Here is a 26,279-nt window from a genome sequence, read left to right on the forward strand (position 1 = left end):
CCACCCGCGGCGTGATCGCCCCCGCCACCCGCGCACACGACTCGTCCACATCCGGCAACAACCGACGACCCTCGTACCGCACCCCACCACCCACCACCACCGCACCCGGACGCACATGCTCCGGCCGCACGATCCCCGGCACCCCCGCCGCCGCCACCAGGATCTCCGCCCGCCGCGTGTACCGCGGCCAGTCCGCCACCCCCGTGTGCACCACCGTCACCGCCGCGTTCGCCGTCGGCCGCTTCTGCGCCAACAACATCGCCAACGGACGCCCCAACGTCGCACCACGACCCAACACCACCACCTCCCGCCCCGCCACCGGCACCCCGTGGAACGCCAACAACGCCTCGATCCCCGCCGGCGTACACGGCAACGGCCCCGGCAACCCCAACGCCAACCGGCCCATATTCACCGGATGCATCCCGTCCACGTCCGAATCCGGATCCAGCACCTCCAACGCCCGGTCGTAATCCAGCTGCCCCGGCACCGGATGCTGCACCAACACCGCGTGCACCCCGGCGTCGTCGTTGAAATCCCGCAACACCCGGTGCAGATCGGCCTGCGACGCCGACCCGGGCAACCGCACGTGCGGCGACGCGAACCCCAACTCCGCCGCCTGCCGCTGCTTTATCCGGATGTACCCGGCACTGGCGTCGTCGTCACCCACCAGCACCGTCGCCAACGCCGGCACCACCCCGGCCGCCCGCAACGCCGCCACCCCGTCGGCGACCTCGGCGAGAATCCGCTCCGCCACCGGCCCACCCGGCAACAACCGGGCCATACCAGGCGTGGGGGAGAGGGAAGAGGAAACAGACATGACTCACCTCGACCACGGAGGCCCAGGCGGTCGACCCCCGCGACGAGCTCCCCGATGGTTGACCCATCCCCGTGCCGCCAGTCGCGTCCACCCACACCATCCCACACCCACCCACACCCCGTACGCCCGCGCCACACGGGCCGTTCCCAGGTTCCGGCGAAACCCGACGCCGACAAACTGATCCGTCTCGGGAACGGCTACGTGGGCCACCCGAGGGTCGACGACCGCCCGAGCACACGGGTCCGACGGGCCGGCGCGGCCGTCACCGCGGGCTGCCGGGCGCGCAACATCCGTCGGACGTCGGGCCGCTGTCGGATATGACCGGGGTGCAGCAGGTGTGCCCGCGCCAAGCGTCGCGGCCTTCTCTGACGGCGACGGCGGCGATGACCAGCGCAGCGGCGGGGTCGGCCCACCACCAGCCGAACAGCGAGTTGACCGCCAGACCCACCAGCAGGACCGCGGACAGATAGGTGCACAGCAGCGTCTGCCTGGAGTCGGCCACCGCCGACGCCGACCCCAACTTCCGCCCGGCGCGGCGCTGCACCGCCGACAGCAGCGGCATCACCAGCAACGACAGCACGGCGAGCACCAGTCCCACGGTGGAATGCTCGGCCCGGTCGCCGCCGACCAGAGCCCGCACCGACTCGACGGTCACGTAGGCGGCCAGGGCGAAGAATGAGCCGGCGACGATCCGCAGCGCGGTTCGTTCGCGGCGTTCGTGGTCAGCGGCGGTGAACTGCCACGCCACCGCGGCGGCCGAGGACACCTCGATGACCGAGTCCAACCCGAACCCGACGAGCGCGGTGGAGTCGGCGAGGGTGCCGGCGGTGAGCGCGACGGCCGCCTCGATCACGTTGTAGGCGATGGTGGCCGCCACCAACAGGCGGACCCGGCGCACCAGCGTCGCCCGCCGCGTCGGGCTCGGCTCGGCGCTCAGCAGCGGCAGCGGCCCGGTCATCAACAGCACCCGTCGGTGCCGGCGCAGGCGGCCGGGTCGACGGCGAGGACCAGGCCGAGCAGGTCACCCAGGGCGTGCGCGAGCCGGGCGTCGGCCAGTTCGTACCGGGTCCGTCGACCCTCGGGGACGGCGACGACCAAGCCGCAGCCGCGTAGGCAGGCCAGGTGGTTGGACAGGTTCTGCCGGCTGGTGCCGAGCAGATCGGCGAGCTCGGCCGGGTAGCCGGGGCGCTCGCGCAACGCGAGCAGCAGCCGGGCCCGCACCGGGTCGGACAGGGCATGGCCGAAGCGGGCAAGGACCTGACCGTGCGTCAACATCTCCACACCACGACAGTACAGCGGCCGCTGTATTCAGCAAGCGGTGAACCGTCATGCTCGACAGCCACCGCACCCCGGACCACCCCACCCTCAGCCCGGACGCCCTCCCGACACCAACCCCACCAACACCCGGTTCGTCCGGTTCGACCGCACCGCCGCCCGCTGCTGACCCGCCGTCACCTCGATGTACGTCTGCGACGACGCCAACGACGCATGCCCCAACAACCGCATGATCTCCGCCGCCCCCGCCCCGTCCTCGGCCAACCGGGTCGCGAACGTGTGCCGCAACGCGTGCAACCGGGCCCCCGCCGGTACCCGATCGGTGATCCCCGCCCGCCGGTAACAGGAATCCACCAGATACTGCAACCCACCCCGACGCAGCGGCTCACCCCGCCGATCCACGAACAACACCCCGTCCGGTCGTACGCTGCGCGCCCCGAACCGCCGCCGCCGACTGTCCAGGTAGGCCGCCACCACCTCGTCCAACTCCGGCTCCACCGGCACCACCCTCGGCCGGCCACCCTTGCCGGCCACCGCCACCCGCCGCTCACCGGCCCTCCCCGACACCGACGACACCCGCAACGCCAACAACTCCGCCAGGCGCAGCCCCGCGCACAACGCCAACGCCAGCACCGCGACGTCCCGCTCCGGCCACGGATCACGCTGCCGCGCGTCCTCCCGCGACACCGACGCCAGCAGCACCTCCGGGGTGTCCTCACCCCGCAACGGCTTGGGCTGGGGGAGCGGGGTGCGGGGACGCCCCACCGCCGGCATCGGGTTGCCCGCCACCACCTGCTCGGCCACCAGGAACGAGAAGAACCCGTTCCAGCTCGACCAGGCCCGGTGCACCGACGCTGCCGCCCGGGGCGCGGCGAACCGGGCGAACGCGGCCCGCATCAGCCGGGGGGAGAGGGCGGAGATCGTCAACTCGTCGAGGGGCAGGGGAGGGCTGCACTCCTCGCCGGCCAGCGCCGCGACGGCCAGCAGGTCCCGCCGGTACGCCTCCTGCGTGTGTGGGGAGGGCTTGCGGGTGGCTCGCGCGGTCAGGAACTCCTCGACGAGCCGTCCAACCGATTCGTCCTGTTTGTAATGCATAAGGTATATTATGCAGCTTTCTCGGGTTGTCGGCCACCAGGGGAGGGGAGCGACATCAGGCTGCTCCGCAGTGCATCCGGGCCGCAGTGCATCCGGGCCGGTTCCACCTGCCGACATTGCCTGCATCCTCGGCGGGCTGTCAGCGCGCCTGAACGGGAGTCTCACGGCTCGGCATCCGTCCGGGTGATGGTGGAGCACCAGTCCGGGATGCGCGCAGCGGGGCTGCGGGTCGCGTGACGCCCGGGACGCCGCAGTGGACCGGCGGACGTCCCGGGCCGCTGTCCGCACCGGCAGGCCACGCACACGAACCGACGTCCCACCGGAACACCGGCGGCTCGTCGGCTGCCTGACCCGCACAGGCGGCTCGTCGGATCCGGCGCGGCAGTGCGACCCGCTGTTGCGCGGTGGACACCACGCGGGTGTGAGAAGCGGTTGCGGCCCCGAAGGCGGGCACTCGCCATCCCGGGTGCCCGAAGGCCGGCAGGGGGCTCCTCTCCGGCTTAGCTTTACATAATATGCATTATCGAATCATGATCGTGAGTGGTCACGAGGGCCGTCGGGTGACCGTTCGACCCACCGGGGTGACCGCTGGCACAGCGTCGGTTCGCCCGCAGCAGGCGGCGGGGCACGCGACGGAGCACGTCACCGCGATGGTCCGGAGAAGGAGTACCGATGCTGTCCGCACTCGACTGTCGGCACACCGTCGCGCCGCCCGGGTACAGCCGGCTGATCCCCCGGCGGCGCGCCGGGGGATCGCCACCGGGTGCTGTGGCTGCTGCACATCGGTACGGGTTGCTGGGCGGGATCGGGCTGGGTATCGCTACATCTCCCCTGACTCCATGCTGATCAAGCGGTTCCCGGACCGGCCGGGTCTGGCCGCCGGTCTGGCGATCATGGGGTTCGGTGGCGAGTGCGAAACGTTCGTTCGGCAATAGCGTGGCCAGTGCCGGATCGGGTGGGTGCTGAAGGTTGGCCGGGTTGGGATCAAATGGAGGCATGCCCCCCAACACCCGGATGTCCTGAGGTTCCCCCGGTTTGCCGGAGGGTTAGTTACCTGGCGCCGGTGGGCTCAGGCTGAACGATAGCCGTCTGGTCGTGTCGGGCCTGGTGGGTGTGCCAGGCGGTTTCGTACTCGTCTGGGGATCGCCAGCCGAGGTCTTTCTGGATGCGGCGGGTGTTGTACCAGCCGTCGATGTAGGTGAAGATCGCGTTCTCGGCCTCGTCGCGGGTGCGCCACGAGTTGCGGTAGACCAGTTCGATCTTCAACGTCGACCAGAAGTTCTCCATCAGGGCGTTGTCGTAGCTGTCGCCGACCGACCCCATGGAGGGCAGGATGCCGTTGTCGGCCAGGCGTTGGGCGAAGCGGAACGACGTGTAGTTCGACCCGCGGTCTGAGTGGTGGATCAGTTGGCCGTCGCGGACGTCGCGGGACCAGATGCCGTATTCGAGGGCGCCGAGGATCAGGTCGGTGTCGCAGCGGTCAGAGCAGCGCCAGCCCACGATGCGGTTGGAGAACACGTCCCGCACTGCGGCCAGCCAGAACACGCCCTCACCGCAGGGGATGCGGGTGGCGTCGGCGACCCACAACCGGTTCGGCGCCGCAGCCGTGAACTGCCGGTTCACCAGATCGGGAGCCGGTGTCGCCTTCGGGTTCGACCGGGTCGACGGGATGCGCCACTTCTTGCGCAGGAACGCCCCTTGCAGGCCGGCGTTCCGCATCAACCGCTCCACCCGCTTGCGACCCACCTGGCGGCCCTGCCGGCGCAGCATGGCGTGCACCCTTGGACTGCCGTAGGTGCCACCCGATACGTCGTGGATCTCCGCGATCTCCACCGCCAGTTCCGCATCCTCCCGCCGCCGAGCACACGGGTTGGCGGCCTGGGCGAGCCAGCCGTAGTAGGTCGACGGGGCGACGTTGAGGACCCGGAGGACGGGCTCGACCCCGAAGCGATCGCGTAGCTCGTCGACGAGCGTCACGACCGTCGCCGGGTCGGGTCGAGTTCCGAGGCGAAAAAAGCCGACGCGGCTTTCAGGATCTCGTTGGCCCGCTTCAGCTCGGCATTCTCCCGCCGCAGCCGGCGCAGCTCCTCCACCTCCGAGGTCGTCGGCCGGTCGTCACGCTGACCGCGGTCGGCCTCGTCCTGGCGGATCCAGTTGCGCAACGCTTCGTGATGCACACCAAGCTGGCGTGCCAGCTGCCGGATCACGGGCTTCGGGTCCGACTCCCGATACAAACGCACCGCACGTTCACGCAGCTCATCGGGGTACTTCTTCGGTGCAGCCACGGATGACTCCCTTCAGCTCCATCAGAACATGATCGAAAGCCTCCGAGCTACCGGGGGAACCTCAGTCCCGAGCCGCTTCCCGTTCCAAGGATGCTCATGCCGCCCGTGTGCCAAGAGACGGCAGCCGGAACCGCGTCATGCGCCTGGAGCACGCGCCGATCGATCTCAAGCCCGACCCGTGGCAGCGGTGGATCGCCGTCGGTCAGGTCGTGTCGGTGCTCGTTCTCGCTGCCGGCCTGTATCTGACCTACAAGGCCAACCAGGAAACCAGCATGGCCAACCGCGAGCAGCAGCGCCTGACCGAGCAAGGACAGATCACCGACCGATTCACCAAGGCCGTCGAGCAGCTCGGCCAATCCGGCCCGGAGAAGGTCGACGTACGCCTCGGCGCGATCTACGCCCTGGAACGCATCATGCGTGACTCCGCCGCGGACCAGCCCGCCGTCGTTGACGTCCTTGCCGCGTTCGTCAGGGTCCATGCCCCTGCGCCCCCGAAACCCGCGCGCCCGGTCCCACATCCGACCGCCGACCGTCCTGCGGTCCCCCCATCGGTGGACATTCAAGCCACGTTGACCGTGCTGGGCCGTCGGGACATCACCCACGACGGCAACACCCGGCTCGACCTCACCCGCTCGAACCTGGCGGGTGCCAACCTGGCGGGTGCGAACCTGGCGCGTACGGACCTGCGCGACGCATACCTGGCCGGCGCAAACCTGAATCTCGTGAACCTGACCAGCGCGGGTCTGCGCAACGCGTATCTGGCCGGTGTGAGCCTGAGCGGCGCGAACCTGTCCGACGCATTCCTGACCAACGCGGACCTGACCAACGGTGACCTCAACGGTGTGAATATGGACGAGACCGACCTGGGGAATGCGAAACTGGTGGACGCGAACCTGGTGGACGCGAACCTGAACGGTGCGAACCTGAGCAGTGCGAACCTGACCAATGTGAACCTGAACGGCGCAGACCTGACCGACGCGTACCTGGCCAACGCGAACCTGAACGGTGCGTACCTCGTTGGCGCGAAGGGGGTGAATAGCAGCACGGTGCGATGCGCCTGGGTGGACGACGAGACGGTGCTGCCTGATGGAGCGGCCCGGCCAGAAGCCGTCCCACCGCGGGATAGGCAGGGGTGTTGACGGGCGGGATCTGGAGCGGTCGCGAACGCCGGGTGTCCGTCCGTGCCCGCGGGCTGGCTCCCCGGTTGTGGGCTTTCTGGTTGTGGGTTCCCTGTTCGGTGGTGTCGGTGCTGCCGGGGTACGGGGTGGTGCGGACGGTGCTGACGGCGGCGAGGCTGTTCACCGGTTGACGGCCGGGCGGCCGGTCAGAGGCCGCCGGCGACGCGCAGCACCGCGCCGGTGGTGTAGGTGGCGTCGGGTCCGAGCAGCCAGGCGACGGCGCCGGCGACCTCGTCGGGTTCACCGGCGCGGCCGAGCGGGATGCGCCCGGCGGCGGTGTCGGCGCGGTCGGGTACGCCGGAGTCGGTGTGGATGTCGGTGCGGATGATGCCGGGGGCGACGGCGTTGACCCGGATGCCGCGGGGGGCGAGTTCCTTGGCCAGACCGATGGTGAGGGTGTCGGTGGCGGCTTTGACGGCGGCGTAGTGGATGTACTCCCCCGGGCTGCCGAGGGTGGCGGCGGCGGAGGAGATGTTGACGATGGCGCCGCCGTGGGTGAGCCGGTGGGCGGCCTGTTGGGCGCAGAGGACGTACCCGATGAGGTTGACGTCGACGACGCGGCGCAGGTCGTCGGGGCGCAGTGCCGTGAAGGGGCCGATGGGGCTGGTGACGCCGGCGTTGTTGACCAGGGCGGTGAGGGGGCCGAGGTCGGCGGCGGCGGTGAAGAGGCGGTCGATCTGGGTGGGGTCGGTGGTGTCGGCGGGGACGGCGACGGCGCGGCGGCCGAGGCGGTGGATGTCGGCGACGACGGCGGCTGCGGCGGCGTGGTCGCGGCGGTAGCCGATGGCGAGGTGGTGGCCGGCGGCGGCGAGCCGTCGGGCGGTGGCGGCGCCGATGCCTCGGCTGCCGCCGGTGATGACGGTGACCGTGGTAATTGTCCCTGCTCCCCTGCCGGTCCGGTGTGCGGTGGTGTGACGGTACCGTCCGCGCCGGTGTGGTGGGCAGGGTGTGGGTGCTCACGTGGCGCGGTGGCGCGGCGGTGGGTGGGGTGATCGCTTACGCTCACCGCGTTTCGGACGGATCGGATCGGTGGAGGTGTGTGGTGGGTGTGAGTGTCGGTGATCTGGTGGAGGATTTCGTGTTGCCGGATCAGACGGGTGCGCCGCGGCGGCTGTCGGAGTTGTTGGCGGCGGGGCCGGTGGTGTTGTTCTTCTATCCGGCGGCGATGACGCGTGGGTGTACGGCGGAGAGTTGTCACTTCCGGGATCTGGCGGCGGAGTTCGCGGCGGTGGGGGCGCAGCGGGTGGGGATCAGTCGGGATGCGGTGGAGAAGCAGGCGGAGTTCTCCCGGATGCACGGGTTCGACTATCCGTTGTTGTCGGATGTCGACGGTGTGGTGGCGCAGGCGTTCGGGGTGCGGCGGCGGTTGCCGTTGGGGCCGTTGAGCACGCGGCGGATGACGTTCGTGATCGGTCAGGACCGGCGGGTGCTGGCGGTGGTGCACAGCGAGTTGGGGATGAACGAGCACGCGGACGAGGCGTTGCGGGTGCTGGGGGGCTGATCTTCCGGTTGTCGTGGTGGGCTGGTATCAAGGCAGGATCAGACACGTGTACGAAAGAGGGTTGTGATGGCGGGCCAGGGTTTGTCCGATGACGAGGTGCGGGGTATCCGGGAGGCGTTGGCGGCGGGGCGGAAGCCGAAGGTGGTGTTCACCGCGTCGGCGGGGCAGATCGCCGGGCAGGTGGGTCAGGTGGTGGAGGTGACCGATCCGGCGGTGTCGGACGAGTTCGTGGTGGTGCGGTTCGGTCGCGACGAGTTGCCCTTCTCCCCCGCCGATCTGGCGGTGGCGCCGCGGGGTGCGGGTCGTCGGGTGGTGGAGGTGAAGTCGGAGCCGGTGGTGGAGCAGGTGGAGCCGACGGCGAAGGCGGAGCCGGAGTTCGTGTTGGACACGCCCCGGGTGCCGGTGCAGAGGCGGGAGGAGCCGAAGGTGGAGCAGCAGTCCGTGCCGGTGGAGAAGCCGGCGGCGCGGCGGCCGGCGAAGGTGGCGAAGCCGAAGGGGCCGGCGGGTTTGACGGTGACGTTGGCGTATGCCGATGGTGAGTGGACGGTGGCGGCGCAGCAGGGGGCGAAGGCGTTGGCGAAGCCGTACGTGGTGAAGCCGGCGGAGGCGTTGCGGATGGTGGCGTTGGTGGATGTGCCGGGGGTGCAGGAGGCGGTGGAGCAGATCCTGTCGGCGGAACGGTCGGAGGCGGAGCAGCAGGCGGAGAAGTTGCGGGCGGAGTTGGCGGAGATCGAGGCGCGGTTGGCGGAGTTGCGCGAGGCGCGGTGAGGTGGGGCCGGTGACGGCTGTGGTGGGGGCTGGTCGGGGGCAGCCGATGCGGAGGCCCCCGGCCGGGGTGGGTCAGAAGTAGTCGCCGAGTTGGGCGGGGCCGGGGGCGGCGAGTAGGTCGAGTGGGGTGGGGTCGGTGCCGGTGGGGTGGTGCAGCAGGCCGGCCTGGGCGACGGTGCGGGCGGTGGCGGCGCCGGTGTAGAGCAGGGCGAAGCCGCGGACGGTCAGGTGCAGGTCGGCGGGGGTGGTGGTGCGGCGCAGGTCGGCGTGGCCGTCGGTGATCTCCAGGTGCCAGGTGCCGGTGTTCCAGTCGGCGAGGGGGTCGTCGAGGGTGAAGGTGGCGGTGCCGTGCAGGTGTGGTGGCCAGCCCCGGTCGCGGATGGCGCGGGTGACGTCGACGGGGCGGTGCATCCAGGTGTCCTGTTCGTGTTCGCGGGCCTTCTCCACGGGCAGGTGGGGGGTGAGGGGGTCGCCGGGGAGCAGGGTGAGGCGCAGGGTGGGGGCGACGCTGTGCCAGCTGGCGAGGATGCCGACGAGTTCGCGGGCGGCGTCGGCGGTGGTGGCGGCGAGGTCTTCGACGGTGATGGTGCCGTCGTCGCCGTAGTGGTTGCGGCGGTTCCAGCCGGCGTAGCCGACGAGGTGGCCGTGGTGTTCGACGAGGGTGAGGCCGTCGTAGGGCAGGGTGTTGTCGGTGGTGTGGCGGGTGCGGCGGTGTTCGTGCAGCGGGCCGCTGCGGGCGAGTAGGCCGCGGCGGTGGCGGATGGTGTGGGTGTGCAGTTCGTCGGCGGCGGTGAGGTCGGCGGCGGTGCCGGGGCGGACGGTGAGGTGTGGGCTGGGGTGGTGGCGGGTGAGCAGGGCGGTGGGGAGGTTGACGGTGCGGAGGGTGCCGGCGGTTTCCCAGCCGCAGGCGCGGTAGGGGGCGGCGACGGTGGGGAACAGTGCGCTGACGGCGGCGTCCCGGTCGTGTGCGCCGCGCAGGAGGGTGGTGAGCAGGGCGCGGGCGACGCCGCGGCCGCGGGCTTCGGGGGCGACGGCGACGCTGGCGATGTCGGCGGCGGCGATGGTGCGGCCGTCCCACCACTGGTGGTGGTGCAGGTCGATGGCTTTGCCGATGAGGCGGCCGGTGTGGTCGAAGGCGCCGTAGCGGGTGGTGCCGGGGGTGGTGGTGGGTGGTGGTGCGGGTTGCGGGTCGGAGCCGAAGGCGGTGCGGCCGAGGTGCCAGGCGGCGGTGGTGTCGTCGTCGGTGAGTTCCCGGACGTGGGGGTCGTGCGGCATGCGGCGACGATAGCGGTGGGTGGGCTGGTCGGCGACGGGTTTGTGGTGGACGCGTTGCGGGGCCGGTGCGACCCCCTCGCTCCGGCCCCGCGTCCCCGCGCCCCTCGCGCGTCTCTCAGTGTTGCGGGATGTTCTGTACCCCGATTCGCTTGCGGAACACCCAGTAGGTCCAACTTTGGTAGGCGAGGACGATCGGGGTGAAGACGACGGCGACCCAGGCCATGATTTTCAGGGTGTAGGGGGTGGAGGCGGCGTTGGTGGCGGTGAGGGTGCCGGCGGGGTCGGCGGTGGAGGGCATGACGTTGGGGAACAGGGCGGTGAAGAGGGTGGCGACGGCGAGGGCGATGGCCAGGGCGGTGCCGGTGAAGGCCCAGCCTTCGCGGCGTACGCGGGCGGCGGCGAGTGCGCCGAGTAGGGCGAGTGCGGCGCCGGCGGCGAGGACGATGGCGGCGAGGTTGGCGCGGATGGTGAGGGTCCAGGTGAGGAAGGCGACGGCGACGACGGCGGTGCCGACGCCGAGAGTGACGGCGAGGGTGCCGGCGCGGTGGCGGATGTCGCCGGTGGTCTTGAGGGCGAGGAAGACCGCGCCGTGGGTGAGGAAGAGGCCGAGGGTGGTCAGGCCGCCGAGCAGGGCGTAGGGGTTGAGCAGGTCGATCAGGCTGCCGACGTATTCGTGGTCGGCGTCCAGTGGTACGCCGCGGAAGATGTTGGCGAAGGCGACGCCCCAGAGTAGGGCGGGGATGGCGGAGCCCCAGAAGATGGCGTGGTCCCAGCGGCGTTTCCAGGTGGCTTCGGGGCGCTTGTGGCGGTATTCGAAGGCGACGCCGCGGGCGATGAGGGCGAGCAGGATGAGCAGTAGGGGCAGGTAGAAGCCGGAGAAGAGGGTGGCGTACCACTCGGGGAAGGCGGCGAACATGGCGCCGCCTGCGGTGATGAGCCAGACCTCGTTGCCGTCCCAGACGGGGCCGATGGTGTTGATGAGGACGCGGCGTTGCCGGTCGTCGCGGCCGAGGACGGGGAGGAGCATGCCGACGCCGAAGTCGAAGCCTTCGAGGATGAAGTAGCCGGTGAAGAGCACGGCGACGAGGAGAAACCAGATGGTGGTGAGTTCCACGGTGGGGCTCCGGGGCTCAGTAGGCGAAGGCGAGCGGGCGCTCGGCGTCGTCGGTGTCGTCGGGGGTGGGGGTGATGTCGGGTACGCCGGCGCGGGCGTAGCGCAGGAGGAGTTTGAATTCGATGACGGCGAGGGTGGCGTAGATGAGGGTGAAGGCGGTGAAGGAGGTGAGGACTTCGGTGAGGGAGACGCTGCGGGAGACGCCGTCGCGGGTGAGCATCTCGCCGAAGACGATCCAGGGTTGGCGGCCCATCTCGGTGAAGATCCAGCCGAAGGAGTTGGCGAGCAGTGGGAGCACGGGCATGATCAGGCCGGCGCGCAGCAGCCACCTGTTGGTGGGGGTGCGGCCCTTGCGTTGGGTCCAGAGGATGAGCAGGGCGACGGCGGCGGCGGCGAGTCCGAAGCCGATCATGAAGCGGAAGCTCCAGTAGGTGACCGGGATGATCGGGGTGTAGCTGCCGGGGCCGTACTGGCTGGCGTACTGGGCCTGGAGGTCGTTGATGCCGTGGACGGTGCCGTTGGGGTCGCCGGTGCCGAGGTAGGACAGCAGGTAGGGGATCTTGAGGGCGAAGATCTCGCGGTTGCCGTCGAGGCTGCCGACGGTGAGTACGGAGAACGAGGCGGGGCTTTCGGTGGTGTAGAGGCCTTCGGCGGCGGCCATCTTCATGGGCTGCACCTGGGTCATGATCTTGCCTTGGATGTCGCCGGTGAGGACGACGAGGGTGGCGGAGATGAGGACGACCCAGGCGCCGAAGCGGGTGGCGTGGCGGTAGGCGTCGGTGTCGGGGTTGTCGCGGCGGCGCATGAGGTGCCAGAGGCCGACGGTGGTGACGAGGGCGCCGGCGACGAGGAAGGCGCCGGCGAGGGTGTGCGGGAAGGTGATCAGGGCGACCTTGTTGGTGAGGACGGCGACGAAGTCGGTGAGTTCGGCGCGTCCGGTGTCGGGGTTGAAGCGGTAGCCGACGGGGTTCTGCATGAACGAGTTGGCGGCGAGGATGAAGTAGGCGGACAGGTTGGTGCCGATGGCGGCGGCCCAGATGCTGGCCAGGTGCAGGCGTGGGGGTAGCCGGTCCCAGCCGAAGATCCACAGGCCGATGAAGGTGGATTCGAGGAAGAAGGCGACGAGGGCTTCGATGGCCAGGGGTGCGCCGAAGATGTCGCCGACGAAGCGGGAGTAGTCGGACCAGTTCATGCCGAACTGGAATTCCTGCACGATGCCGGTGACGACGCCCATGGCGAAGTTGATCAGGAAGAGTTTGCCGTAGAACTTGGTGAGTTTGAGGTATTTCTCGTCGCCGGTGCGGTGCCAGCGGGTCTGGAGGATGGCGACCAGGACGGACAGTCCGATGGTCAGTGGTACGAAGAGAAAGTGGTAGACGGTGGTGACACCGAACTGCCAGCGGGCGACGTCCAACGCGTCCACCGGGATCCCCCTGCCATTGATACTACGAGACGTAGTAGATACTACCGCGCGTCGTAGGTTGTCGGGCAGGGTCGGGGGTCCCGACCCGACCCGGGACCAATGACCCTGATCACCACAGGCCGCACGACCCGGCTTCCGGTCCTCCCCCACGCCCGTGCGACCATCGGCGACTGATGGACACCCCGCGCCCCGGCTGGCAGCCACCCCTGTTCTGGCGTGCCGCCCAACTGCTCGCCCGGCTGGTCGTCGCCCTGTTCGCCCGCCTGGAGGTCAGCGGGGACGTCCCCGCGCACCTGCGCCGGGGGCCGCTGATCCTGGCCGCCAACCACATCAGCCCCTTCGACCCCATCGTGCTGGGCGCCGCCTGCCGGGCCCGGGGCATGTCGCCCCGCTTCATGGCCACCGGTGGGCTGTTCCGCACCCCGGGCCTCGGCGCGCTGATGCGCCACGCCGGGCACCTGCGCGTCGACCGGGGCACCACCGGCGTACGCCGGGCACTCGACGACGCCGCCGCAGCGGTCACCGCCGGGTCGGTGGTGCTGGTCTACCCCGAGGGACGCATCGGGCTGGACCCCGGCATGTGGCCCGAACGCGGCAAGACCGGCACCGCCCGCCTCGCCATGGCCTGCGACGCCCCGGTGGTGCCCGTGGCCCAGTGGGGGTCGCACGAGGTGCTGCCCTACCGGGCGCCCCGGGGGATGCTGCGCGCGCTGGCCCGGACGCTGGTGCGCCGCCCGGTGATCCGGGTCCGCTTCGGCGCGCCCCTGCACCTTGGGGACCTCTCCCCCGACGCGCCCGGCGCGGCCCGCCGGGGCACCGACCGGATCATCGACGCGATCACCGACACCCTGGTGCCGCTGCGTCCCGACGAACCGGACGGACCCCGCCACGTCGACCCGGGGCGTCCCGTCGACACCAGCCGGGTCCACCGCCGCCCCACCTCGGCCTGACCCGCCGCCGGTCGGCCACCCGCCGGCCACCGAGGGCGGGCATACTGCGCTGCGTGTCGACCCGAGCCGGCTACCTGGACGCCCCCACCCCGCTGGCCTTCGCCCACCGCGGTGGCGCCGCCGACGGCGACGAGAACACCGTCGCCGCGTTCACCCGGGCCGTCGAGCTGGGCTACCGGTACGTGGAGACCGACGTGCACGCCACCGCCGACGGGGTGTGCGTGGTCTTCCACGACGCCACCCTGCGCCGGGTCACCGGGCAGCGGGGCCGCATCGCCGACCTGCGCTGGGCCGACCTGGCGACGGTGCGGGTCGGCGGCGCGGCGGTCGTGCCGCGGCTCGACGAGGTGCTGGCCGGGTGGCCGCAGGTCCGGTTCAACATCGACGTGAAGGCCGACGGTGGCGTCACCCCGGCGGTCGAGGCGGTGACCCGCGCCGGCGCGGCCGACCGGGTGCTGCTGGCGTCGTTCAGCGACGCCCGGCTGGCCCGGCTGCGCGCGGCCACCGGCGGCCGGGTCGCCACCGGCCTGGGCATGCGCGGGGTGGCCCGGCTGTGGCTGGCGTCGCGGCACGGCCGGCCGTTGCGGCTGCCGCCGTCGGTGGTGGCCGCGCAGGTGCCGCCCCGCTGGGCCGGGGTGCCGGTGGTCGACCGCCGGTTCGTGGCCTACTGCCGCCGGCTGGGGGTGCACGTGCACGTCTGGACGATCGACGAACCTGCCCGGATGCACGACTTACTGGATCGTGGTGTGGATGGCATCATGACCGATCACGTCGGCGTGCTGCGCGACGTCTACCGCAGCCGCGGCCTCTGGGCCGCCTGAGCCCCGAGGACCCCGATGGCCGACCCGGTCACCACCACCTCCACCGCCACCGGCACCCCGGCGGGCCTGCGCCGGGAGCGGCGCGGCTGGTACCTGTACGACTGGGCCAACTCGGCCTTCCAGACCACCGTCATCACGGTGTTCCTCGGCCCGTTCCTCACCACCGTCACCGAACTGGCCGCCGGCTGCGAACTCGGCGCGGACACCTGCGACGGGTACGTGCACCCGCTGGGCGTCCGGGTCGCCGCCGGCTCCTACTACCCGTACCTGATCTCGCTGTCGGTGCTGTTGACCGTGTTCGTGCTGCCGGTGGTCGGGGCGATCGCCGACCGGACGGTGCACAAGAAGCGGCTGCTGGCCGGGGCGGCGTTCACCGGCGCCGGGGCGACCGTCGCGATGGCGTTGGTCACCGGCGAGCGGTACCTGCTCGGTGGGGCGTTGTTCCTGGTCGCCAACATCGCCTTCGGCGCGGCGGTGGTGGTGTACAACTCGTTCCTGCCGCAGCTGGCCGGCCCGGACGAACGCGACGCGGTGTCCAGCCGCGGCTGGGCCATCGGCTACCTCGGTGGTGGTCTGCTGCTGGCGTTGAACCTGGTGGCGGTGACCCTGCTCAGCGAGGACGACAACCCGCAGCGCACCCTGGACCTGGCCCGCTGGTCGATCGTGTCGGCCGGGGTGTGGTGGGCGGTGTTCACCCTGGTGCCGCTGCGGTGGCTGCGGGAGCACCCCACCGCCGAGGCGCTGCGCGGGGCGGGCCGCAACGTGGTCACCGACGGGTTCCGGCAGCTCGGCCGGACCCTGCGGGAGATCAAGGCGTACCCGTTGACGCTGTTCTTCCTGCTGGCGTTCCTGGTCTACAACGACGGCATCCAGACGGTGATCACCCTGGCCAGCCAGTACGGCACCGAGGAGCTGCGGCTGGGGCAGAGCACGCTGATCGTGACGATCCTGCTGGTGCAGTTCCTCGCCTTCGGCGGGGCGTTGGCGTTGGGGGCGTTGGCCCGGCGCATCGGGGCGTGGAAGACGGTGCTGCTGTCGCTGGTGCTGTGGACCGGGGTGATCATCGGGGCGTTCCGGTTGCCCGCCGAGGCGCCGCTGCCGTTCATGATCCTCGGTGGGGCGATCGGTCTGGTCCTCGGCGGCAGCCAGGCGTTGAGCCGGTCGCTGTTCAGCCAGCTCATCCCCGCCGGCAAGGAGGGCGAGTACTACGGGTTCTACGAGATCAGCGACAAGGGCACCAGTTGGCTCGGTCCGCTGGCGTTCGGCCTGGTCTTCCAGCTCACCTCCTCCTATCGGGTGGGTCTGGTCTCCCTGCTGATCTTCTTCGTGGTGGGGTTCGCGTTGCTGGCCGCCGTGCCGATCCGCCGGGCCATCGTCGCCGCCGGCAACACCCCGCCCCGGGTGCTCTGACCATCGGCCGAATCCACCCGCGCCGATGGGCTAGGCTGCCCCGACGTGACCGACGACGCCGCTGCCACCCCCACCTGCCTGGCCCGTCCCCTGCCCGGCCCGCATGACGGGGGAACCGGCTGTGCCGCCGCCCGGGGCGTCGACGGCCGCCCGTTGCACGCCGCCGCGTTGAAGTTCTTCTGGGGTCCGATGGACTGCGGCAAGTCGACGATGGCGTTGCAGATGAACTACAACCACGCCCGGCAGGGCCGCCGGGGCCTGGTCACCACCCGCATCGACCGCTCGTTGGGGCCGCAGGTGACCACCCGCATCGGGTTGGCCCACACGGCGGTGGAGGTGACCGACGAGTTGGACCTGCGGACCCTGGTCCGTGACACCTGGGCCGAGGGGGTCCGCATCGACTACCTGATCTGCGACGAGGCGTCGTTCTACGACGTGGCGCACGTCGAGCAGATGGCCGAACTGGTCGACGGCTACGACGTCGACGTGTACGCCTTCGGCCTGGCCACCGACTTCCGGTCGTGCCTGTTCCCGGCCGCCCGGCGGCTGTTCGAACTGGCCGACGAGGTGGCCCGCATCCAGGTGGAGGTGCTGTGCTGGTGCGGGCGGGAGGGGCTGCTCAACGCCCGCGTCGTCGACGGGCGGGTGGTCCGCGAGGGTGCGCAGGTCGTCATCGGGGACACCGTCGACACCGCCGACGTGCGCTACCAGGTGCTGTGCCGGCGGCACTACCGCTCCGGCGACCTGGGCCCGCGCGCCTGACCCGGCGGGCGGGTCAGTACGGGTCGCCGCAGACCCGCCACTTCCCGTCCTCCCTCACCACCGGCAGCCGCCGCTGCTCGTCGGCCCCGCCGTCGCGGGTGACCCGCACCGCCACCTCCCCCGCCGGCCGGCCCCCCTTGGTGCGGACCGACACGTCGAGGATCTCGTAGCCGGTGACCACCGGCGGGGTGCGGACCCACCCGGCGAACCCGACCTCGCTCCACCGGCTGCGGGTCGGCGCGCACAACCGCCGGTAGGCCTGCTCCACCTCACCGGCGGACAACTCCCGCAGGAACCCGTCGGCGGTGTCCCGCACCGGGCCGGTGGCGCCCGTCACCACCTGCACGTTCCACAGCCCCAGCCCGGCCACCCCGACCAGGCACAGGCCGACGGCCAGTCCCCCCAGGAACAGGCCGGTGCGCACCGGGCGACGCCGCCGCGCCGGTCGGGTCCACGCCTGCTGCACGCTCATCACCTGCGACGGTAGGCGGGCGGGCCGGGGCGGCGCAGGCGGTTCGCCCCCTGTCGCGCCGCCGGGGCGATCGTCTACCGTCGGCGCACACCCCTGGTGAAGGAGCGACGGATGAGCCGCTACGTGCAGCCGGTGCCGGACATCGACGACCCGTACGCCGGTGACCGGCTGCTGCGGTCGTGGCTGACCCGGCAGCTCGGCGCGGACGGGCACACCGCCGCGCGGGACCGGCTGACCGCGCTGGCCGCCGACGTCGTCGGGCCGCTGCGCGCCGCGCACGCCGATGCCGAGGCCCACCCGCCGACGCTGGTCCGCTACGACCCGTGGGGTGCCCGTGTCGACCGGATCGACACCAGCGGCGGCTGGCAGGCGCAGCGGGCCGCCGCCGCCCGGCACGCCGTGGTCGCCCTGCCCTACCTGGATTCGGCGCGCGGCACGTGGGGGGCCGCCGCCCGTGTCGTCCAGCACGCCCTGCTGCACCTGTACGGGCCGGAGTCGGCGACGTTCTCCTGCCCGGTGGCGATGGCCGACGGGGCCGCCGCGCTGCTGAGCAGCCCCGACGTCGACGCGCAGGTGCGCGACGCGTGGCTGCCCCGGCTGGTCGCCACCGACCCGGACACGGCGATCGTCAGCGGGCAGTGGATGACCGAGTCGCAGGGCGGCTCCGACCTGTCCGGCACCGGCACCCTCGGCCGGCCCGCCGCCGACGGGTCGTGGCGGCTGACCGGGGAGAAGTGGTTCTGCTCCGCCGCCGACGCGGCGATGGCCGTGGCGTTGGCCCGGCCGGAGGGTGCCGGGCGGGGCAGCCGGGTCCTCGCCCCGTTCCTGGTGCCCCGCTACGCGGCCGACTCGCCGCTGGCCGGTGCCACCGCCGCCCCGGACGGCCCCGCCCCCGGGGTGGTGGTGCGGCGGCTCAAGGACAAGCTGGGTACCCGGGCGTTGCCGACCGCCGAGATCGGTTTGCGGGACGCGTACGCGCTGCCGTTGGGTGACCCGGCGGTGCCGGGGCTGGTGCGGGCGATGACCCTGGTGGTGGTGACCCGGGTGCACAACGCGTCCGCCGCCGCGTCGGGAATGCGCCGGGGCCTGTCCTACGCGACGGCGTACGCGCGCACCCGGCGGGTGGCCGGTGGGCTGCTGGCCGACAATCCGCTGCACCGGGCCACCCTCGGCGCGTTGGCGGTCGACGCGGCGGGCGCGTTCGCCCTGGCCGGACACGCGTTCGCGTTGCTCGGCCGGGTCGAGGTCGGCGGCGACCCGCAGGCCGCCGCGGAGCTGCGGGTGGTCGCGCCACTGGCGAAGCTGGCCACCGGACGGCTGGCGGTGTCGTCCGCCGCCGAGTACGTGGAGGCGTTCGGCGGGGCCGGCTACGTCGAGGACACCGGCGTGCCGAGGCTGCTACGTGACGCGCAGGTCCTGCCGATCTGGGAGGGCACCACCAACGTGCTGTCGGTGGACGTCCTGCGCGCGGTCACCCGCCAGGACGCGGCCGGCCCGCTGCTGACGCGGCTCACCGCCGCCGCCGACATGGCCCGCCCGTTGTCACCGGTCCTGGCCGACACGCTCGCCACGGTGGCCGGACAGCTGCGGGCCACCCTCGGTGAGGTCACCGCCGACCCGGCGTCGGCGACGGTCCTGGCCGGCGCGCGTGCCCTGGCCCTGCGGATGGCGTACGCGCTGGCGGCGGCGCTGCTCGTGGAGCACGCCGCGTGGGGTGACGGTCAGGCCGAGGTGGCCGCCCGGTTGTGGACGCGGCGGTGGCTGCGGCACGAGGACATCTCCGCCGACGCCCACCACCACCTCGACCTGCTCACCTGACCCGGGTCAGCGCGCCGTGCAGGAACAGGTCGACCAGGTCGGTGGTGGACGGTGTCGTGGTGGCCAGCGGGCCCGGCGGGGACAGCAGACCGAGGAACAGGTCGGCGAGCTGGTCGGGCGGGAGCCGTAGCCGGTCGACGTCGGGGGTGAACAGGGCGGCCACCGCCGAGCGGACCGCCGTCGTCGCCGTACCGGCCGGTGGCGGGTCGGGTCGGGCCCGACCGGCGGCGTGCAGGGCGCCGAGCACCGCGCCCAGCCGGGCCAGGTGGGCGTGGACCGCCACGGCGGCCTCGGTGAGCCGACCAGGGAGGGGCTGGCGTCGGTCGATGCGGGTCAACCGGTCGAGCAGCGGGTCGGGGCGCAGGACCTCGGCCACGCAGGCGTCGAGCAGCGCCTGCTTGTCGGCGAAGGCGCGGAACACGGTCGCCTCACCGATCCCGGCGGCCCGGGCCACCTCGGCCGTGGTCAGGGTGGTGCCCCGGCGGGTCAGCAGGGGCAGCGCGGTCTGCACGATCATGGCGCGGCGGCGGTCGGCGGCCATGGCCGGCGCGCGTCGTCGGCGTCCCCCGGGTGCCGTCATGGCACCACACTCGGGAGTGAGCGCTTACTCCGTCAACCGGTTTTCGTCAGCCGCGCCGCCGGGCCCGCGCCGCCCAGATGACGTACGCCGGGTCCCGGTCGAGGTTGTGCCGGTCCCGGTCGTAGCGGCGGGTGGTCCGCGGGTCGGCGTGCCCCATCGCGTCCTGCACGTCCTCCAACGGCACCCCCTCCTCGCGGGCGGTGGTGGCGAAGGCGTGCCGCAGCGAGTGCGGGGACAGTTTCGCCGCCGCGGCGATGCCCGCCGTGGCGGCCAGCCGGCGCACCAGCCGGAACACCGAGTGCCGGTCGAGTCGACCGCCGGTCGTGGTGGCCAGCAGCGGCCCGGTCAACGCCTCGACGGCCACCCCGGTCGCCGCCGCCCGCTCGGCCAGGTAGGCGTCGAGGGCGTACGCGGTGCCCGGGGTGAGCGCCCGGCGGCGGGACTTGCCGCCCTTGCCGACGAACCGGACGCTGCGGTGCCCCCGTTCGGCGCCGAGGTCGGTCAGATCGAGGGAGACCAGTTCACCGACCCGCAGGCCGAGGTCGGCCAGCAGGGCGACGGCGGCCCGGTTGCGGGCTGCCGTCGGTCCGGTGTCGGTGTCGGCGGCGGCCAGCAGCGCGTCGACCTCCTGCGGCGTGAGGCCGACGGTGGCCGAGTGGTCCCGGTCGATGCGCGGCCGGTCGGCCCCGGAGACCGGGTTGGCGTCCACCGCCCGCAGCTTCACCAGGAACTCGTACCAGCTGGACAGGGCGGACAGTTTCCGGGCGACGGTGGCCGGGGTCAACGGCCGGCCGCTGCGCGGCGACGGGGTGGCCTCCAACTGCCGGGCGTAGGCGTTGACGTCGAGGAAGGTGGCCCGCAGCGGGTCCAGGTCACCGCCGGCGCACCAGGTGAGCCAGCCGGCGATGTCGCGCCGGTACGCGTCGCGGGTGTGCGCCGACAGCCGACGGTTACGCAGCCACGCCTCGGTGAAGTCGACAGGTGTGCCGGTCAGCGCCGGGCGGGTCGCGGTGCGGGGCAGGACGGGGCCGTCGGGACGCAGCATGCGAGAAAGACTCTCAGCCCCGGTGGGTAATCACGGTGAGGCGCGCCCGGGCGGATTGCCCGACGCCCGGGCGCGACGGCGTTCGGCCCGGTGGGGGCCGGTGCGGCCCCCACCGTGGGGGTGGCGGTCAGGCGGTGATCTGCCGGTGTCCGTTACCGGCAGTGACCGGGACCCGACGCGGCTTGGCCCGCTCGGCGATCGGGATGCGCAGCGTCAGCACCCCGTGCTCGTAGGCGGCCTCCAGCCGGTCGGTGTCGAGGGTGTCGCCGAGGAACAGTTGCCGGGAGAAGGTGCCCATCGGCCGTTCGGCGGCGACCAGTTCGATGCCGTCGGAGGTGGGACGGCGGCGCTGTGCGCGGACGGTCAGCACGTTGCGCTCCACCGTGCAGTCGATGCTGTCGGGGTCCACCCCGGGCAGGTCGAACGCCGCGTGGAAGTGGTCGCCGTCGCGCCAGGCGTCCAGGTGCATCACCGCGGGGCGGCTGGTGGTGCCGAAGAGCTGCTCGGCGAGCCGGTCGATCTCACGGAAGGGGTCGGTACGCATCAGCATGGTCGTGCCTCCTCGGTTTCCTCGGGCCGAAGGTTTCCAGTGGAGTTGAGTCGGGGTGGCTCAACTCGTACTTCAGTATTTACCTCGTCCCGGCGCGCCCGTCAACCCCGTCGTCGGTACGCCGGTAGACCCCCTGGTCAAAGCTCAGCAGGGCCTCGTCGACCAGGTGCCGGCGGACCGTGGGCACACGGTGGTCAGGAGGGCTGGACCTCGTCGAAGAGGGCGAGGGCGGTGGCCGGGTCCGGGCCGACCAGGCGTTCCAGACCGGCCGTGGTGATCGCCGCCCACCTGCCGGCCCGGGCCCACATCCGTTCCTCCCAGGCCCGCACCACCGCGTCCAGATCGTCGGGGTCGGCGGCGACGGACTCCGCGAGCTCGGCGCCGTCGAGCATCGCCAGGTTCGCCCCCGCCCCCAACGGCGGCATCAGGTGCGCGGCGTCACCCAGCAGCGTCACCCCACGCACGTGGGCCCACGTGCGGGACACGGGAAGGACGTGGATCGGACGGTGGACGAACGCGGTGCCCCGGCCGACCAGGTCGCGCACCGGTTGCGCCCACCCGTCGAACAGGGCGAGCAGGGCCGACCGCGTCGCCTCCACGTCGGCCAGGTGCAGCTGCGCGTGCCAGTCCAGCGGCGCGCGGAGCTGCGCGTACACCGTGACGTGGCCGCCGCTGCTGCGCTGGGCGACGATCGCGCGGTTCACCCCGTACACGGCGACCGCGCCGTCGCCGATCAGCTCGGCCAGGTCCGGGTGGCGGGTGTCCACGTCGTCGAGGGAGGTCTCGACCGCGGTGACGCCGGTGTACGTCGGGGTCACCGGCGACACCGCGGGCCGCACCCGCGACCATGCGCCGTCCGCGCCGACCACGAGATCGAACGCCTCCTGCCGGCCGTCGGCGAAGTGCACGAGCGCGCCGTCGGTGGGCACCACCCGGGTCACCTGGTGTCCCCACCGCACGTCGAGCGAGTCGAGCAGCAGGTCACGCAGTTGCCCACGGTCGATCTCCGGGTTGGCCCGCTCGTCCGGTCGGGGTCGCCAGTCCCGCAGCACGGTTCCCGCCGGGTCGAGGATGCGCATGGCCTGCCCCTCGGGACGGGACAGCTCCCGGAACCGTGCCGTCAGCCCCGCCTTGTCCAGCGCCAGTTGGCCGAGCCCCTCGTGCAGGTCCAGCGTGCCCCCGGGGGGACGGGAGTCGGGCCCGCGATCGCGTTCCAGGACGACGACGGGATGGCCGAGGCGGTGCAGGACCCGGGCGAGGGTGAGGCCGCCGGGACCGGCACCCACCACGGCGATACGATGTCTCATGGCGATACACTGTATTGACACCGACCGTGTCGCCGCCACCCATCCGGAGGTGACCCCGTGACCGTGTGGGACCGGCCGGCACCGCCGCCTCCCCCGGTGCCGCTCGACCGGGAACGGATCGTCGCCGCCGCCGTCGCGCTGGCCGACGAGGGCGGCCTCGCGGCGGTGTCGCTGCGCAAGGTCGCCGCCCGCCTCGACGCCGGCCCGATGCGGCTGTACGGCTACCTCGCCACCAAGGACGAGTTGCTCGACCTGATGGTCGACGCCGTGTACGCCGAGATCATCCCCGCCGAACCGCCCGCCGACTGGCGGGAGACACTGCGGGTCGTCGCCCACCGCACCCGGCGGACCGTGCTGCGGCACGAGTGGCTGGCCGACCCGCTCGGCGGCCGACCCACCCTGGGGCCGAACGGCCTCGCCGTGACCGAGACCCAACTGGCGGCCCTCGACGGGCTCGCCGACACCGACACCGTCCTGCGCGCCGTGGAGACCGTCGGCGCCTACGTCATCGGCGCGCTCCGCCGGGAGATCGCCAACCTGCGGGCGGAACGCGCCACGGGCCTGTCCAAACGCGACTGGCAGCGCGCCCACGGCCCACGCGTGACGAGGATCCTGGCCACCGGCCGCTACCCGGCGCTGGCCCGGGCCGTGCACGACGGCACCGAGGTGGACGCCGCGACGTCCTTCACCATCGGCCTGGACTGGGTCCTCGACGCGGTGGCCACCCGACTGCCTCCACCGCCCGCGTGATCCGACGGAAGGAGCCGTGTCACAGCCGGGCGCTACGGTACGCACGTGTCACAGAGCAGGGTGTGCAAGCGGTGCCGGAAGCTGCGGAGCGTGGACGCCTTCGTCGGAGCGTCGGGACGTCCGACCCTCTGCTGCTCGTCCTGCCTGGAGCGGGGTCGGGCCGTCAACCGTGCGATGCGCCAGAGGATGGGTCCGTCGGCGGTGAGGGCGATGAACCTCCGCACCAAGTACGGCATCACCGAGCAGGAGTACGACGCACGGCGTGCCGCCCAGCAGTACCGCTGCGCCATCTGTGGCACTCATGAGCGTGACATGCCCTCCCACCCCGTCGGCCGCCCCCGACTCGACGGCACGCCCACAGCCGACGCGGTGCGCCTGGTGGTGGATCACTGCCACGAGACCAGAAGGGTGCGCGGGCTGCTCTGCGTGAGCTGCAACGCCGCCCTCGGCCACTTCAAGGACTCCCCCCGCGCCCTCCGTGCCGCTGTGCGTTATCTGGAACAGGCGCATACGCCGGCGCTCCGAGGGGAAGGCCCGGTGTGACGTCCGCCCGGTGAACGTTGGGTGGTGGGGGGACCGCCAGGCGGGCCCTTCCAGTGCGTGCCGCCCTGTCGGCGTCTCGGTAGGGACCAGGCCGTAATGGCCGCTGCCTTCTGCCCTGCGCCGGTCGACGTTCCAGCGGCGACGTGGCCCCTCGGTGAGGCCATACGGGTCGACGACACAGCCAATTCCTATACGCATGTAGGAAAATAACAGAACAGTCATTATGGTGCTACACCGTTATGCCCGTTTTGACGGCTCCAATTATCGTATTGCAGTTACCGGTAATACAGTAATTGGACCGGAGTGATCGGTTGGCTGTCGAAGTGGTCCCGCACCCCCGGCCGCCCCCGTGCGGGTTGGGCACGCCACCGCGGCGCCGGCGGCGGGCCAGCCGTACCACAGGCGGTCAGCGGCCGGTGGCGCCGTCGATCCTCTCGCGGATGATGTCGGCGTGCCCCGCGTGGCGTCCGATCTCCTCGATCATGTGGACCAGCACCCATCGCTGTGACGGTGGCAGGGCGCGGCCGGGTGGCCGGGGTGCCGGCCGGGTCAGCTCGGTCCAGGTGTCGATGACCTGGTTCGCCTGGGCGATCGTTGCCCGATAGGCGGCGAGCAGGCCGTCGACGGTGTCGTCACGGGTGGGCTGGAAGGTGCGGCGCATGTTGGTGATCGGTTCTTCGAGGAAGTAGAACCTCTCGACGGCGGTCACGTGTTTGATCAGCCCGAGGAGGTTGGTGCCGGAGGGCACGCCGGCGGTGCGGACCTCGGGCTCCGGCACGTCGGCGACCTTGTCCATGATCGCGTTGCGGAGGTAGTCGAGGAAGCCGACCAGGGTGTCCTTCTCCCCGGGGGCGGTCCAGGCGGGCCCGGTGTCCTTGCGTCTCCTGGGCGGCATCAGCTTGTCCGATCATGTCGTTGGATGAGCAGGACGTTGTCGGTGACGGTGGCGGTCCACCCTCCCGGTCCGGTGGCCCGGCGGTGCGGCGTGTCGGCACGTACGACGGACCACCGGGTCGGGTCGAGGGCGAGCACGGCCGCGGTCTCGCCGGGTGAGGGATGATGCGTGTCGGGATCCTTGTTCCACGACCAGGGTGCGGCCGAGCCGTGGTCGACGATCAGGAGATGACCGCCGGGGCGCAGGGCGTGCGCCGCGGTACGCAGCACCCGCGTGCGGTCCAGTGCGAAGGGGCTGTGCAGGTACTGCGCGGAGATCAGGTCGAACTGCCCGGCGGGGAAGCTCCGGGCCAGGTCGTGCTGTTCGCCGTTCACCCGGTGGTCGATGCCGAGTTGCCGGGAGTGGGCACGTACCCGTTGGACGGCGGCGCTGGAGATGTCGACGGCGGTGACCTGCCAGCCGTGTCGGGCGAGCCAGATGGTGTCGCCGCCGACGCCGCACCCCAGGTCGAGGGCGTCGCCGGGAGGCAGTGTCCCGGCTGTCTGCGTCAACACCGGGTTGGGGTGCCCGGGGCCGCCGTCGCGCCGGGCACGGTGGTGCTGTTCCCAGAAGGACTCGGCAGGGGGCGCATCGGTCATCGGCCCGCCCCCCTCGCGAAGAACTCCACCAGCTCGGTGGTGACGAATCCCGGGTTCTCCGCGATCAGCCAGTGCCCGGCCTTGGGCACCTGCACGGCGCGGGTGATGTCGGACATGAGGGGCTGCACCGTCGAGCGGGTGAAGTCGAGTGTGCCCTCGGCCGTCAGCAGCAGCGTCGGCATGGTGATCGGCTTCGCGGCCCGGTTGTCCCGCTCGTCCTGGTCCAGGGTGCGGTAAAGCTCGAATCCACCGGTCAGCACCTGCGGGCGCTGGTAGGTGCGGGCGTACTCGTCGATCTGCTGCGCGGTGAAGGGAGCCTTCGCGCCCGGCCCGCCGAAGCTGGTCCCACCATGGGCGACGTACCCGTAGAAGAGGGACAGGTAGTCACGGACGTCGTCGTCGACCAGCAGTTCGGGGAACCCGTCCTGGTGGTGGAACGACATGTGCCAGCTCGCCTGCCGGTAGGCGTTCGCACTGAGGGCGGGGCCGGGCATGGGGTAGTCGAGGTGGGCGTACCTGACGACCTGGTCCGGGAACTGGGCGGCGTACTGGAACGCCACCCCGGCACCGAGATCATGCCCGACCAGATTGATCCTGTTCAGCCCCAGCTTGCCGGCGAGCAGCCGGTGGACGTAGCGGGCCAGGGTGGCCTTGTCGTAACTGGGCGGCGCGCCCTCGCTGTCGCCGAGTCCCGGCAGGTCAAGCGCATACACGGTGTATTTCTCGGCGAGTGCCGGCATGATCTCGCGCCACGAGTACCACGACTGGGGCCAGCCGTGCAGGAGGACGAGTGGCTCGCCGGTGCCGCCGGTGACGTAGTGCATCGTCACGCCGTCGACGTGGGCTGTCCCGTGGGTGAACTGACGGTTGAACGGGGCGTCATCGCGGGTGGCCGTGTCGTAGCCCGCCGCGGCGGTGGCGCTGGCTCGCGGTGACGTCGTGTTCTGTGCCCTGCCGCCGGTGGTCGCGCAGGCTGTCGTCAGGACGAGCCCCGCCGTGACGGCTGC

28 protein-coding genes and 1 riboswitch are annotated in these 26,279 nt (G+C 71.9%); of the genes, 10 read left to right on the top strand and 18 right to left on the bottom strand.

Going from position 1 to position 26,279, the window contains the following annotated elements:
* The 6 genes from JQX11_RS07040 to JQX11_RS07065 all read right to left on the bottom strand — a co-directional run.
* The coding region (locus JQX11_RS07040; protein ID WP_204924183.1) for a bifunctional 5,10-methylenetetrahydrofolate dehydrogenase/5,10-methenyltetrahydrofolate cyclohydrolase at positions 1 to 817 on the bottom strand (817 nt) is incomplete at its 3' end.
* Positions 818 to 830: 13 nt separating this feature from the next.
* Positions 831 to 907: riboswitch (ZMP/ZTP riboswitch) on the bottom strand.
* 172 nt (positions 908 to 1,079) lie between these two features.
* A complete protein-coding gene (locus JQX11_RS07045; RefSeq protein ID WP_204924184.1) occupies positions 1,080 to 1,775 on the bottom strand; it encodes a cation efflux transmembrane domain-containing protein in 696 nt (231 codons plus the stop codon).
* Complete coding sequence (locus JQX11_RS07050; RefSeq protein WP_204924619.1) at positions 1,775 to 2,092, bottom strand: ArsR/SmtB family transcription factor; 318 nt, start codon at positions 2,090 to 2,092, stop codon at positions 1,775 to 1,777. Before JQX11_RS07050 ends, JQX11_RS07045 begins: the two co-directional genes overlap by 1 nt.
* A gap of 90 nt (positions 2,093 to 2,182) precedes the next feature.
* Positions 2,183 to 3,187 carry a tyrosine-type recombinase/integrase gene (locus JQX11_RS07055; protein WP_204924185.1) on the bottom strand — a complete coding sequence of 335 codons (1,005 nt, stop codon included), beginning with the start codon at positions 3,185 to 3,187 and terminating at the stop codon, positions 2,183 to 2,185.
* A 1,050-nt stretch (positions 3,188 to 4,237) separates the two neighbouring features.
* Positions 4,238 to 5,164 (bottom strand): IS3 family transposase, encoded by a 927-nt coding sequence (locus JQX11_RS07060; RefSeq protein WP_204924186.1) that lies wholly within the window; start codon positions 5,162 to 5,164, stop codon positions 4,238 to 4,240.
* Entirely contained in the window at positions 5,161 to 5,472 is a 312-nt protein-coding gene (locus JQX11_RS07065; protein WP_204924187.1) for a transposase, read from the bottom strand. Before JQX11_RS07065 ends, JQX11_RS07060 begins: the two co-directional genes overlap by 4 nt.
* A gap of 137 nt (positions 5,473 to 5,609) precedes the next feature.
* Between JQX11_RS07065 and JQX11_RS07070 the strand changes: the two genes are divergently transcribed.
* Positions 5,610 to 6,611, top strand: a complete 1,002-nt coding sequence (locus JQX11_RS07070) for a pentapeptide repeat-containing protein (RefSeq protein ID WP_204924188.1) — start codon at positions 5,610 to 5,612, stop codon at positions 6,609 to 6,611.
* A gap of 185 nt (positions 6,612 to 6,796) precedes the next feature.
* Here the strand turns inward: JQX11_RS07070 and JQX11_RS07075 are convergent, their stop codons facing one another.
* Positions 6,797 to 7,525: an SDR family oxidoreductase gene (locus JQX11_RS07075; RefSeq protein ID WP_204924620.1), complete on the bottom strand. Its 729-nt coding sequence runs from the start codon at positions 7,523 to 7,525 to the stop codon at positions 6,797 to 6,799.
* 164 nt (positions 7,526 to 7,689) lie between these two features.
* On the opposite strand from JQX11_RS07075, the gene JQX11_RS07080 reads away from it, so the two are divergent.
* Together JQX11_RS07080 and JQX11_RS07085 are read left to right on the top strand one after the other, a co-directional pair.
* Positions 7,690 to 8,151: a peroxiredoxin gene (locus tag JQX11_RS07080; protein WP_435822406.1), complete on the top strand. Its 462-nt coding sequence runs from the start codon at positions 7,690 to 7,692 to the stop codon at positions 8,149 to 8,151.
* A 66-nt stretch (positions 8,152 to 8,217) separates the two neighbouring features.
* On the top strand, positions 8,218 to 8,919 hold the full coding sequence (locus JQX11_RS07085; RefSeq protein ID WP_204924190.1) for a hypothetical protein: 702 nt from the start codon (positions 8,218 to 8,220) through the stop codon (positions 8,917 to 8,919).
* A gap of 72 nt (positions 8,920 to 8,991) precedes the next feature.
* Here JQX11_RS07085 and JQX11_RS07090 read toward each other — a convergent pair whose 3' ends face one another.
* The 3 genes from JQX11_RS07090 to JQX11_RS07100 all read right to left on the bottom strand — a co-directional run bounded on the left by JQX11_RS07090 (position 8,992) and on the right by JQX11_RS07100 (position 12,731).
* Positions 8,992 to 10,194, bottom strand: a complete 1,203-nt coding sequence (locus JQX11_RS07090; protein ID WP_204924191.1) for a GNAT family N-acetyltransferase — start codon at positions 10,192 to 10,194, stop codon at positions 8,992 to 8,994.
* A 115-nt stretch (positions 10,195 to 10,309) separates the two neighbouring features.
* Positions 10,310 to 11,308 carry a cytochrome d ubiquinol oxidase subunit II gene (cydB, locus tag JQX11_RS07095; RefSeq protein WP_204924192.1) on the bottom strand — a complete coding sequence of 333 codons (999 nt, stop codon included), beginning with the start codon at positions 11,306 to 11,308 and terminating at the stop codon, positions 10,310 to 10,312.
* 16 nt (positions 11,309 to 11,324) lie between these two features.
* Entirely contained in the window at positions 11,325 to 12,731 is a 1,407-nt protein-coding gene (locus tag JQX11_RS07100; RefSeq protein WP_204924193.1) for a cytochrome ubiquinol oxidase subunit I, read from the bottom strand.
* Positions 12,732 to 12,904: 173 nt separating this feature from the next.
* Between JQX11_RS07100 and JQX11_RS07105 the strand changes: the two genes are divergently transcribed.
* From JQX11_RS07105 to JQX11_RS07120, 4 genes are read left to right on the top strand one after another with little or no spacing between them, the layout of a single operon-like run.
* The gene (locus tag JQX11_RS07105) at positions 12,905 to 13,681 is read left to right on the top strand and encodes a lysophospholipid acyltransferase family protein (RefSeq protein WP_204924194.1); all 777 of its coding nucleotides are present in this window, start codon (positions 12,905 to 12,907) and stop codon (positions 13,679 to 13,681) included.
* 53 nt (positions 13,682 to 13,734) lie between these two features.
* Positions 13,735 to 14,502, top strand: coding sequence for a glycerophosphodiester phosphodiesterase family protein (locus JQX11_RS07110; RefSeq protein WP_204924195.1), 768 nt, complete (start codon positions 13,735 to 13,737; stop codon positions 14,500 to 14,502).
* Positions 14,503 to 14,517: 15 nt separating this feature from the next.
* A complete protein-coding gene (locus JQX11_RS07115; RefSeq protein WP_204924196.1) occupies positions 14,518 to 15,912 on the top strand; it encodes an MFS transporter in 1,395 nt (464 codons plus the stop codon).
* A gap of 45 nt (positions 15,913 to 15,957) precedes the next feature.
* On the top strand, positions 15,958 to 16,674 hold the full coding sequence (locus JQX11_RS07120) for a thymidine kinase (RefSeq protein ID WP_204924197.1): 717 nt from the start codon (positions 15,958 to 15,960) through the stop codon (positions 16,672 to 16,674).
* Between the two features lie 13 nt (positions 16,675 to 16,687).
* Here JQX11_RS07120 and JQX11_RS07125 read toward each other — a convergent pair whose 3' ends face one another.
* Complete coding sequence (locus JQX11_RS07125) at positions 16,688 to 17,146, bottom strand: Rv0361 family membrane protein (RefSeq protein WP_204924198.1); 459 nt, start codon at positions 17,144 to 17,146, stop codon at positions 16,688 to 16,690.
* A gap of 111 nt (positions 17,147 to 17,257) precedes the next feature.
* Here JQX11_RS07125 and JQX11_RS07130 point away from each other — a divergent pair, with 111 nt between their 5' ends.
* Positions 17,258 to 18,964, top strand: coding sequence for an acyl-CoA dehydrogenase family protein (locus JQX11_RS07130; protein WP_204924199.1), 1,707 nt, complete (start codon positions 17,258 to 17,260; stop codon positions 18,962 to 18,964).
* Here the strand turns inward: JQX11_RS07130 and JQX11_RS07135 are convergent.
* The 4 genes from JQX11_RS07135 to JQX11_RS07150 all read right to left on the bottom strand — a co-directional run bounded on the left by JQX11_RS07135 (position 18,957) and on the right by JQX11_RS07150 (position 22,446).
* Positions 18,957 to 19,544 carry a TetR/AcrR family transcriptional regulator gene (locus JQX11_RS07135; RefSeq protein WP_204924200.1) on the bottom strand — a complete coding sequence of 196 codons (588 nt, stop codon included), beginning with the start codon at positions 19,542 to 19,544 and terminating at the stop codon, positions 18,957 to 18,959. The genes JQX11_RS07130 and JQX11_RS07135 overlap by 8 nt on opposite strands.
* A gap of 46 nt (positions 19,545 to 19,590) precedes the next feature.
* Complete coding sequence (locus JQX11_RS07140; protein WP_204924201.1) at positions 19,591 to 20,589, bottom strand: tyrosine-type recombinase/integrase; 999 nt, start codon at positions 20,587 to 20,589, stop codon at positions 19,591 to 19,593.
* 127 nt (positions 20,590 to 20,716) lie between these two features.
* Positions 20,717 to 21,139: an Hsp20/alpha crystallin family protein gene (locus tag JQX11_RS07145; protein ID WP_204924202.1), complete on the bottom strand. Its 423-nt coding sequence runs from the start codon at positions 21,137 to 21,139 to the stop codon at positions 20,717 to 20,719.
* Positions 21,140 to 21,333: 194 nt separating this feature from the next.
* A complete protein-coding gene (locus JQX11_RS07150; RefSeq protein WP_204924203.1) occupies positions 21,334 to 22,446 on the bottom strand; it encodes an FAD-dependent oxidoreductase in 1,113 nt (370 codons plus the stop codon).
* Positions 22,447 to 22,503: 57 nt separating this feature from the next.
* On the opposite strand from JQX11_RS07150, the gene JQX11_RS07155 reads away from it, so the two are divergent.
* Entirely contained in the window at positions 22,504 to 23,196 is a 693-nt protein-coding gene (locus JQX11_RS07155) for a TetR/AcrR family transcriptional regulator (RefSeq protein ID WP_204924204.1), read from the top strand.
* 210 nt (positions 23,197 to 23,406) lie between these two features.
* Positions 23,407 to 23,739, top strand: coding sequence for an endonuclease VII domain-containing protein (locus tag JQX11_RS07160; RefSeq protein WP_204924205.1), 333 nt, complete (start codon positions 23,407 to 23,409; stop codon positions 23,737 to 23,739).
* Between the two features lie 406 nt (positions 23,740 to 24,145).
* Here JQX11_RS07160 and JQX11_RS07165 read toward each other — a convergent pair whose 3' ends face one another.
* Genes JQX11_RS07165 through JQX11_RS07175 form a run of 3 tightly spaced genes read right to left on the bottom strand, consistent with a single transcriptional unit; the run spans position 24,146 to position 26,096 of the window.
* Positions 24,146 to 24,634, bottom strand: a complete 489-nt coding sequence (locus JQX11_RS07165) for a DinB family protein (protein ID WP_204924206.1) — start codon at positions 24,632 to 24,634, stop codon at positions 24,146 to 24,148.
* A complete protein-coding gene (locus JQX11_RS07170; protein WP_204924207.1) occupies positions 24,634 to 25,272 on the bottom strand; it encodes a class I SAM-dependent methyltransferase in 639 nt (212 codons plus the stop codon). Before JQX11_RS07170 ends, JQX11_RS07165 begins: the two co-directional genes overlap by 1 nt.
* Positions 25,269 to 26,096, bottom strand: a complete 828-nt coding sequence (locus JQX11_RS07175) for an alpha/beta fold hydrolase (protein WP_232377486.1) — start codon at positions 26,094 to 26,096, stop codon at positions 25,269 to 25,271. Before JQX11_RS07175 ends, JQX11_RS07170 begins: the two co-directional genes overlap by 4 nt.
* Between the last annotated feature and the right edge of the window lie 183 nt (positions 26,097 to 26,279).

This window comes from Micromonospora humida, from assembly GCF_016901255.1.
Lineage (GTDB): Bacteria > Actinomycetota > Actinomycetes > Mycobacteriales > Micromonosporaceae > Micromonospora > Micromonospora wenchangensis.

Bases quoted from the DNA above. Each gene is read 5' to 3' on its own strand.
- JQX11_RS07135 (WP_204924200.1), bottom strand. From the start codon at position 19,544: ATGACGGCACCCGGGGGACGCCGACGACGCGCGCCGGCCATGGCCGCC.
- JQX11_RS07125 (WP_204924198.1), bottom strand. From the start codon at position 17,146: ATGAGCGTGCAGCAGGCGTGGACCCGACCGGCGCGGCGGCGTCGCCCG.
- JQX11_RS07050 (WP_204924619.1), bottom strand. From the start codon at position 2,092: ATGTTGACGCACGGTCAGGTCCTTGCCCGCTTCGGCCATGCCCTGTCC.
- JQX11_RS07140 (WP_204924201.1), bottom strand. From the start codon at position 20,589: ATGCTGCGTCCCGACGGCCCCGTCCTGCCCCGCACCGCGACCCGCCCG.
- JQX11_RS07105 (WP_204924194.1), top strand. From the start codon at position 12,905: ATGGACACCCCGCGCCCCGGCTGGCAGCCACCCCTGTTCTGGCGTGCC.
- JQX11_RS07045 (WP_204924184.1), bottom strand. From the start codon at position 1,775: ATGACCGGGCCGCTGCCGCTGCTGAGCGCCGAGCCGAGCCCGACGCGG.
- JQX11_RS07165 (WP_204924206.1), bottom strand. From the start codon at position 24,634: ATGCCGCCCAGGAGACGCAAGGACACCGGGCCCGCCTGGACCGCCCCC.
- JQX11_RS07130 (WP_204924199.1), top strand. From the start codon at position 17,258: ATGAGCCGCTACGTGCAGCCGGTGCCGGACATCGACGACCCGTACGCC.
- JQX11_RS07150 (WP_204924203.1), bottom strand. From the start codon at position 22,446: ATGAGACATCGTATCGCCGTGGTGGGTGCCGGTCCCGGCGGCCTCACC.
- JQX11_RS07085 (WP_204924190.1), top strand. From the start codon at position 8,218: ATGGCGGGCCAGGGTTTGTCCGATGACGAGGTGCGGGGTATCCGGGAG.
- JQX11_RS07070 (WP_204924188.1), top strand. From the start codon at position 5,610: ATGCGCCTGGAGCACGCGCCGATCGATCTCAAGCCCGACCCGTGGCAG.
- JQX11_RS07170 (WP_204924207.1), bottom strand. From the start codon at position 25,272: ATGACCGATGCGCCCCCTGCCGAGTCCTTCTGGGAACAGCACCACCGT.
- JQX11_RS07115 (WP_204924196.1), top strand. From the start codon at position 14,518: ATGGCCGACCCGGTCACCACCACCTCCACCGCCACCGGCACCCCGGCG.
- JQX11_RS07145 (WP_204924202.1), bottom strand. From the start codon at position 21,139: ATGCTGATGCGTACCGACCCCTTCCGTGAGATCGACCGGCTCGCCGAG.
- JQX11_RS07055 (WP_204924185.1), bottom strand. From the start codon at position 3,187: ATGCATTACAAACAGGACGAATCGGTTGGACGGCTCGTCGAGGAGTTC.
- JQX11_RS07160 (WP_204924205.1), top strand. From the start codon at position 23,407: ATGAACCTCCGCACCAAGTACGGCATCACCGAGCAGGAGTACGACGCA.
- JQX11_RS07175 (WP_232377486.1), bottom strand. From the start codon at position 26,096: ATGCACTACGTCACCGGCGGCACCGGCGAGCCACTCGTCCTCCTGCAC.
- JQX11_RS07090 (WP_204924191.1), bottom strand. From the start codon at position 10,194: ATGCCGCACGACCCCCACGTCCGGGAACTCACCGACGACGACACCACC.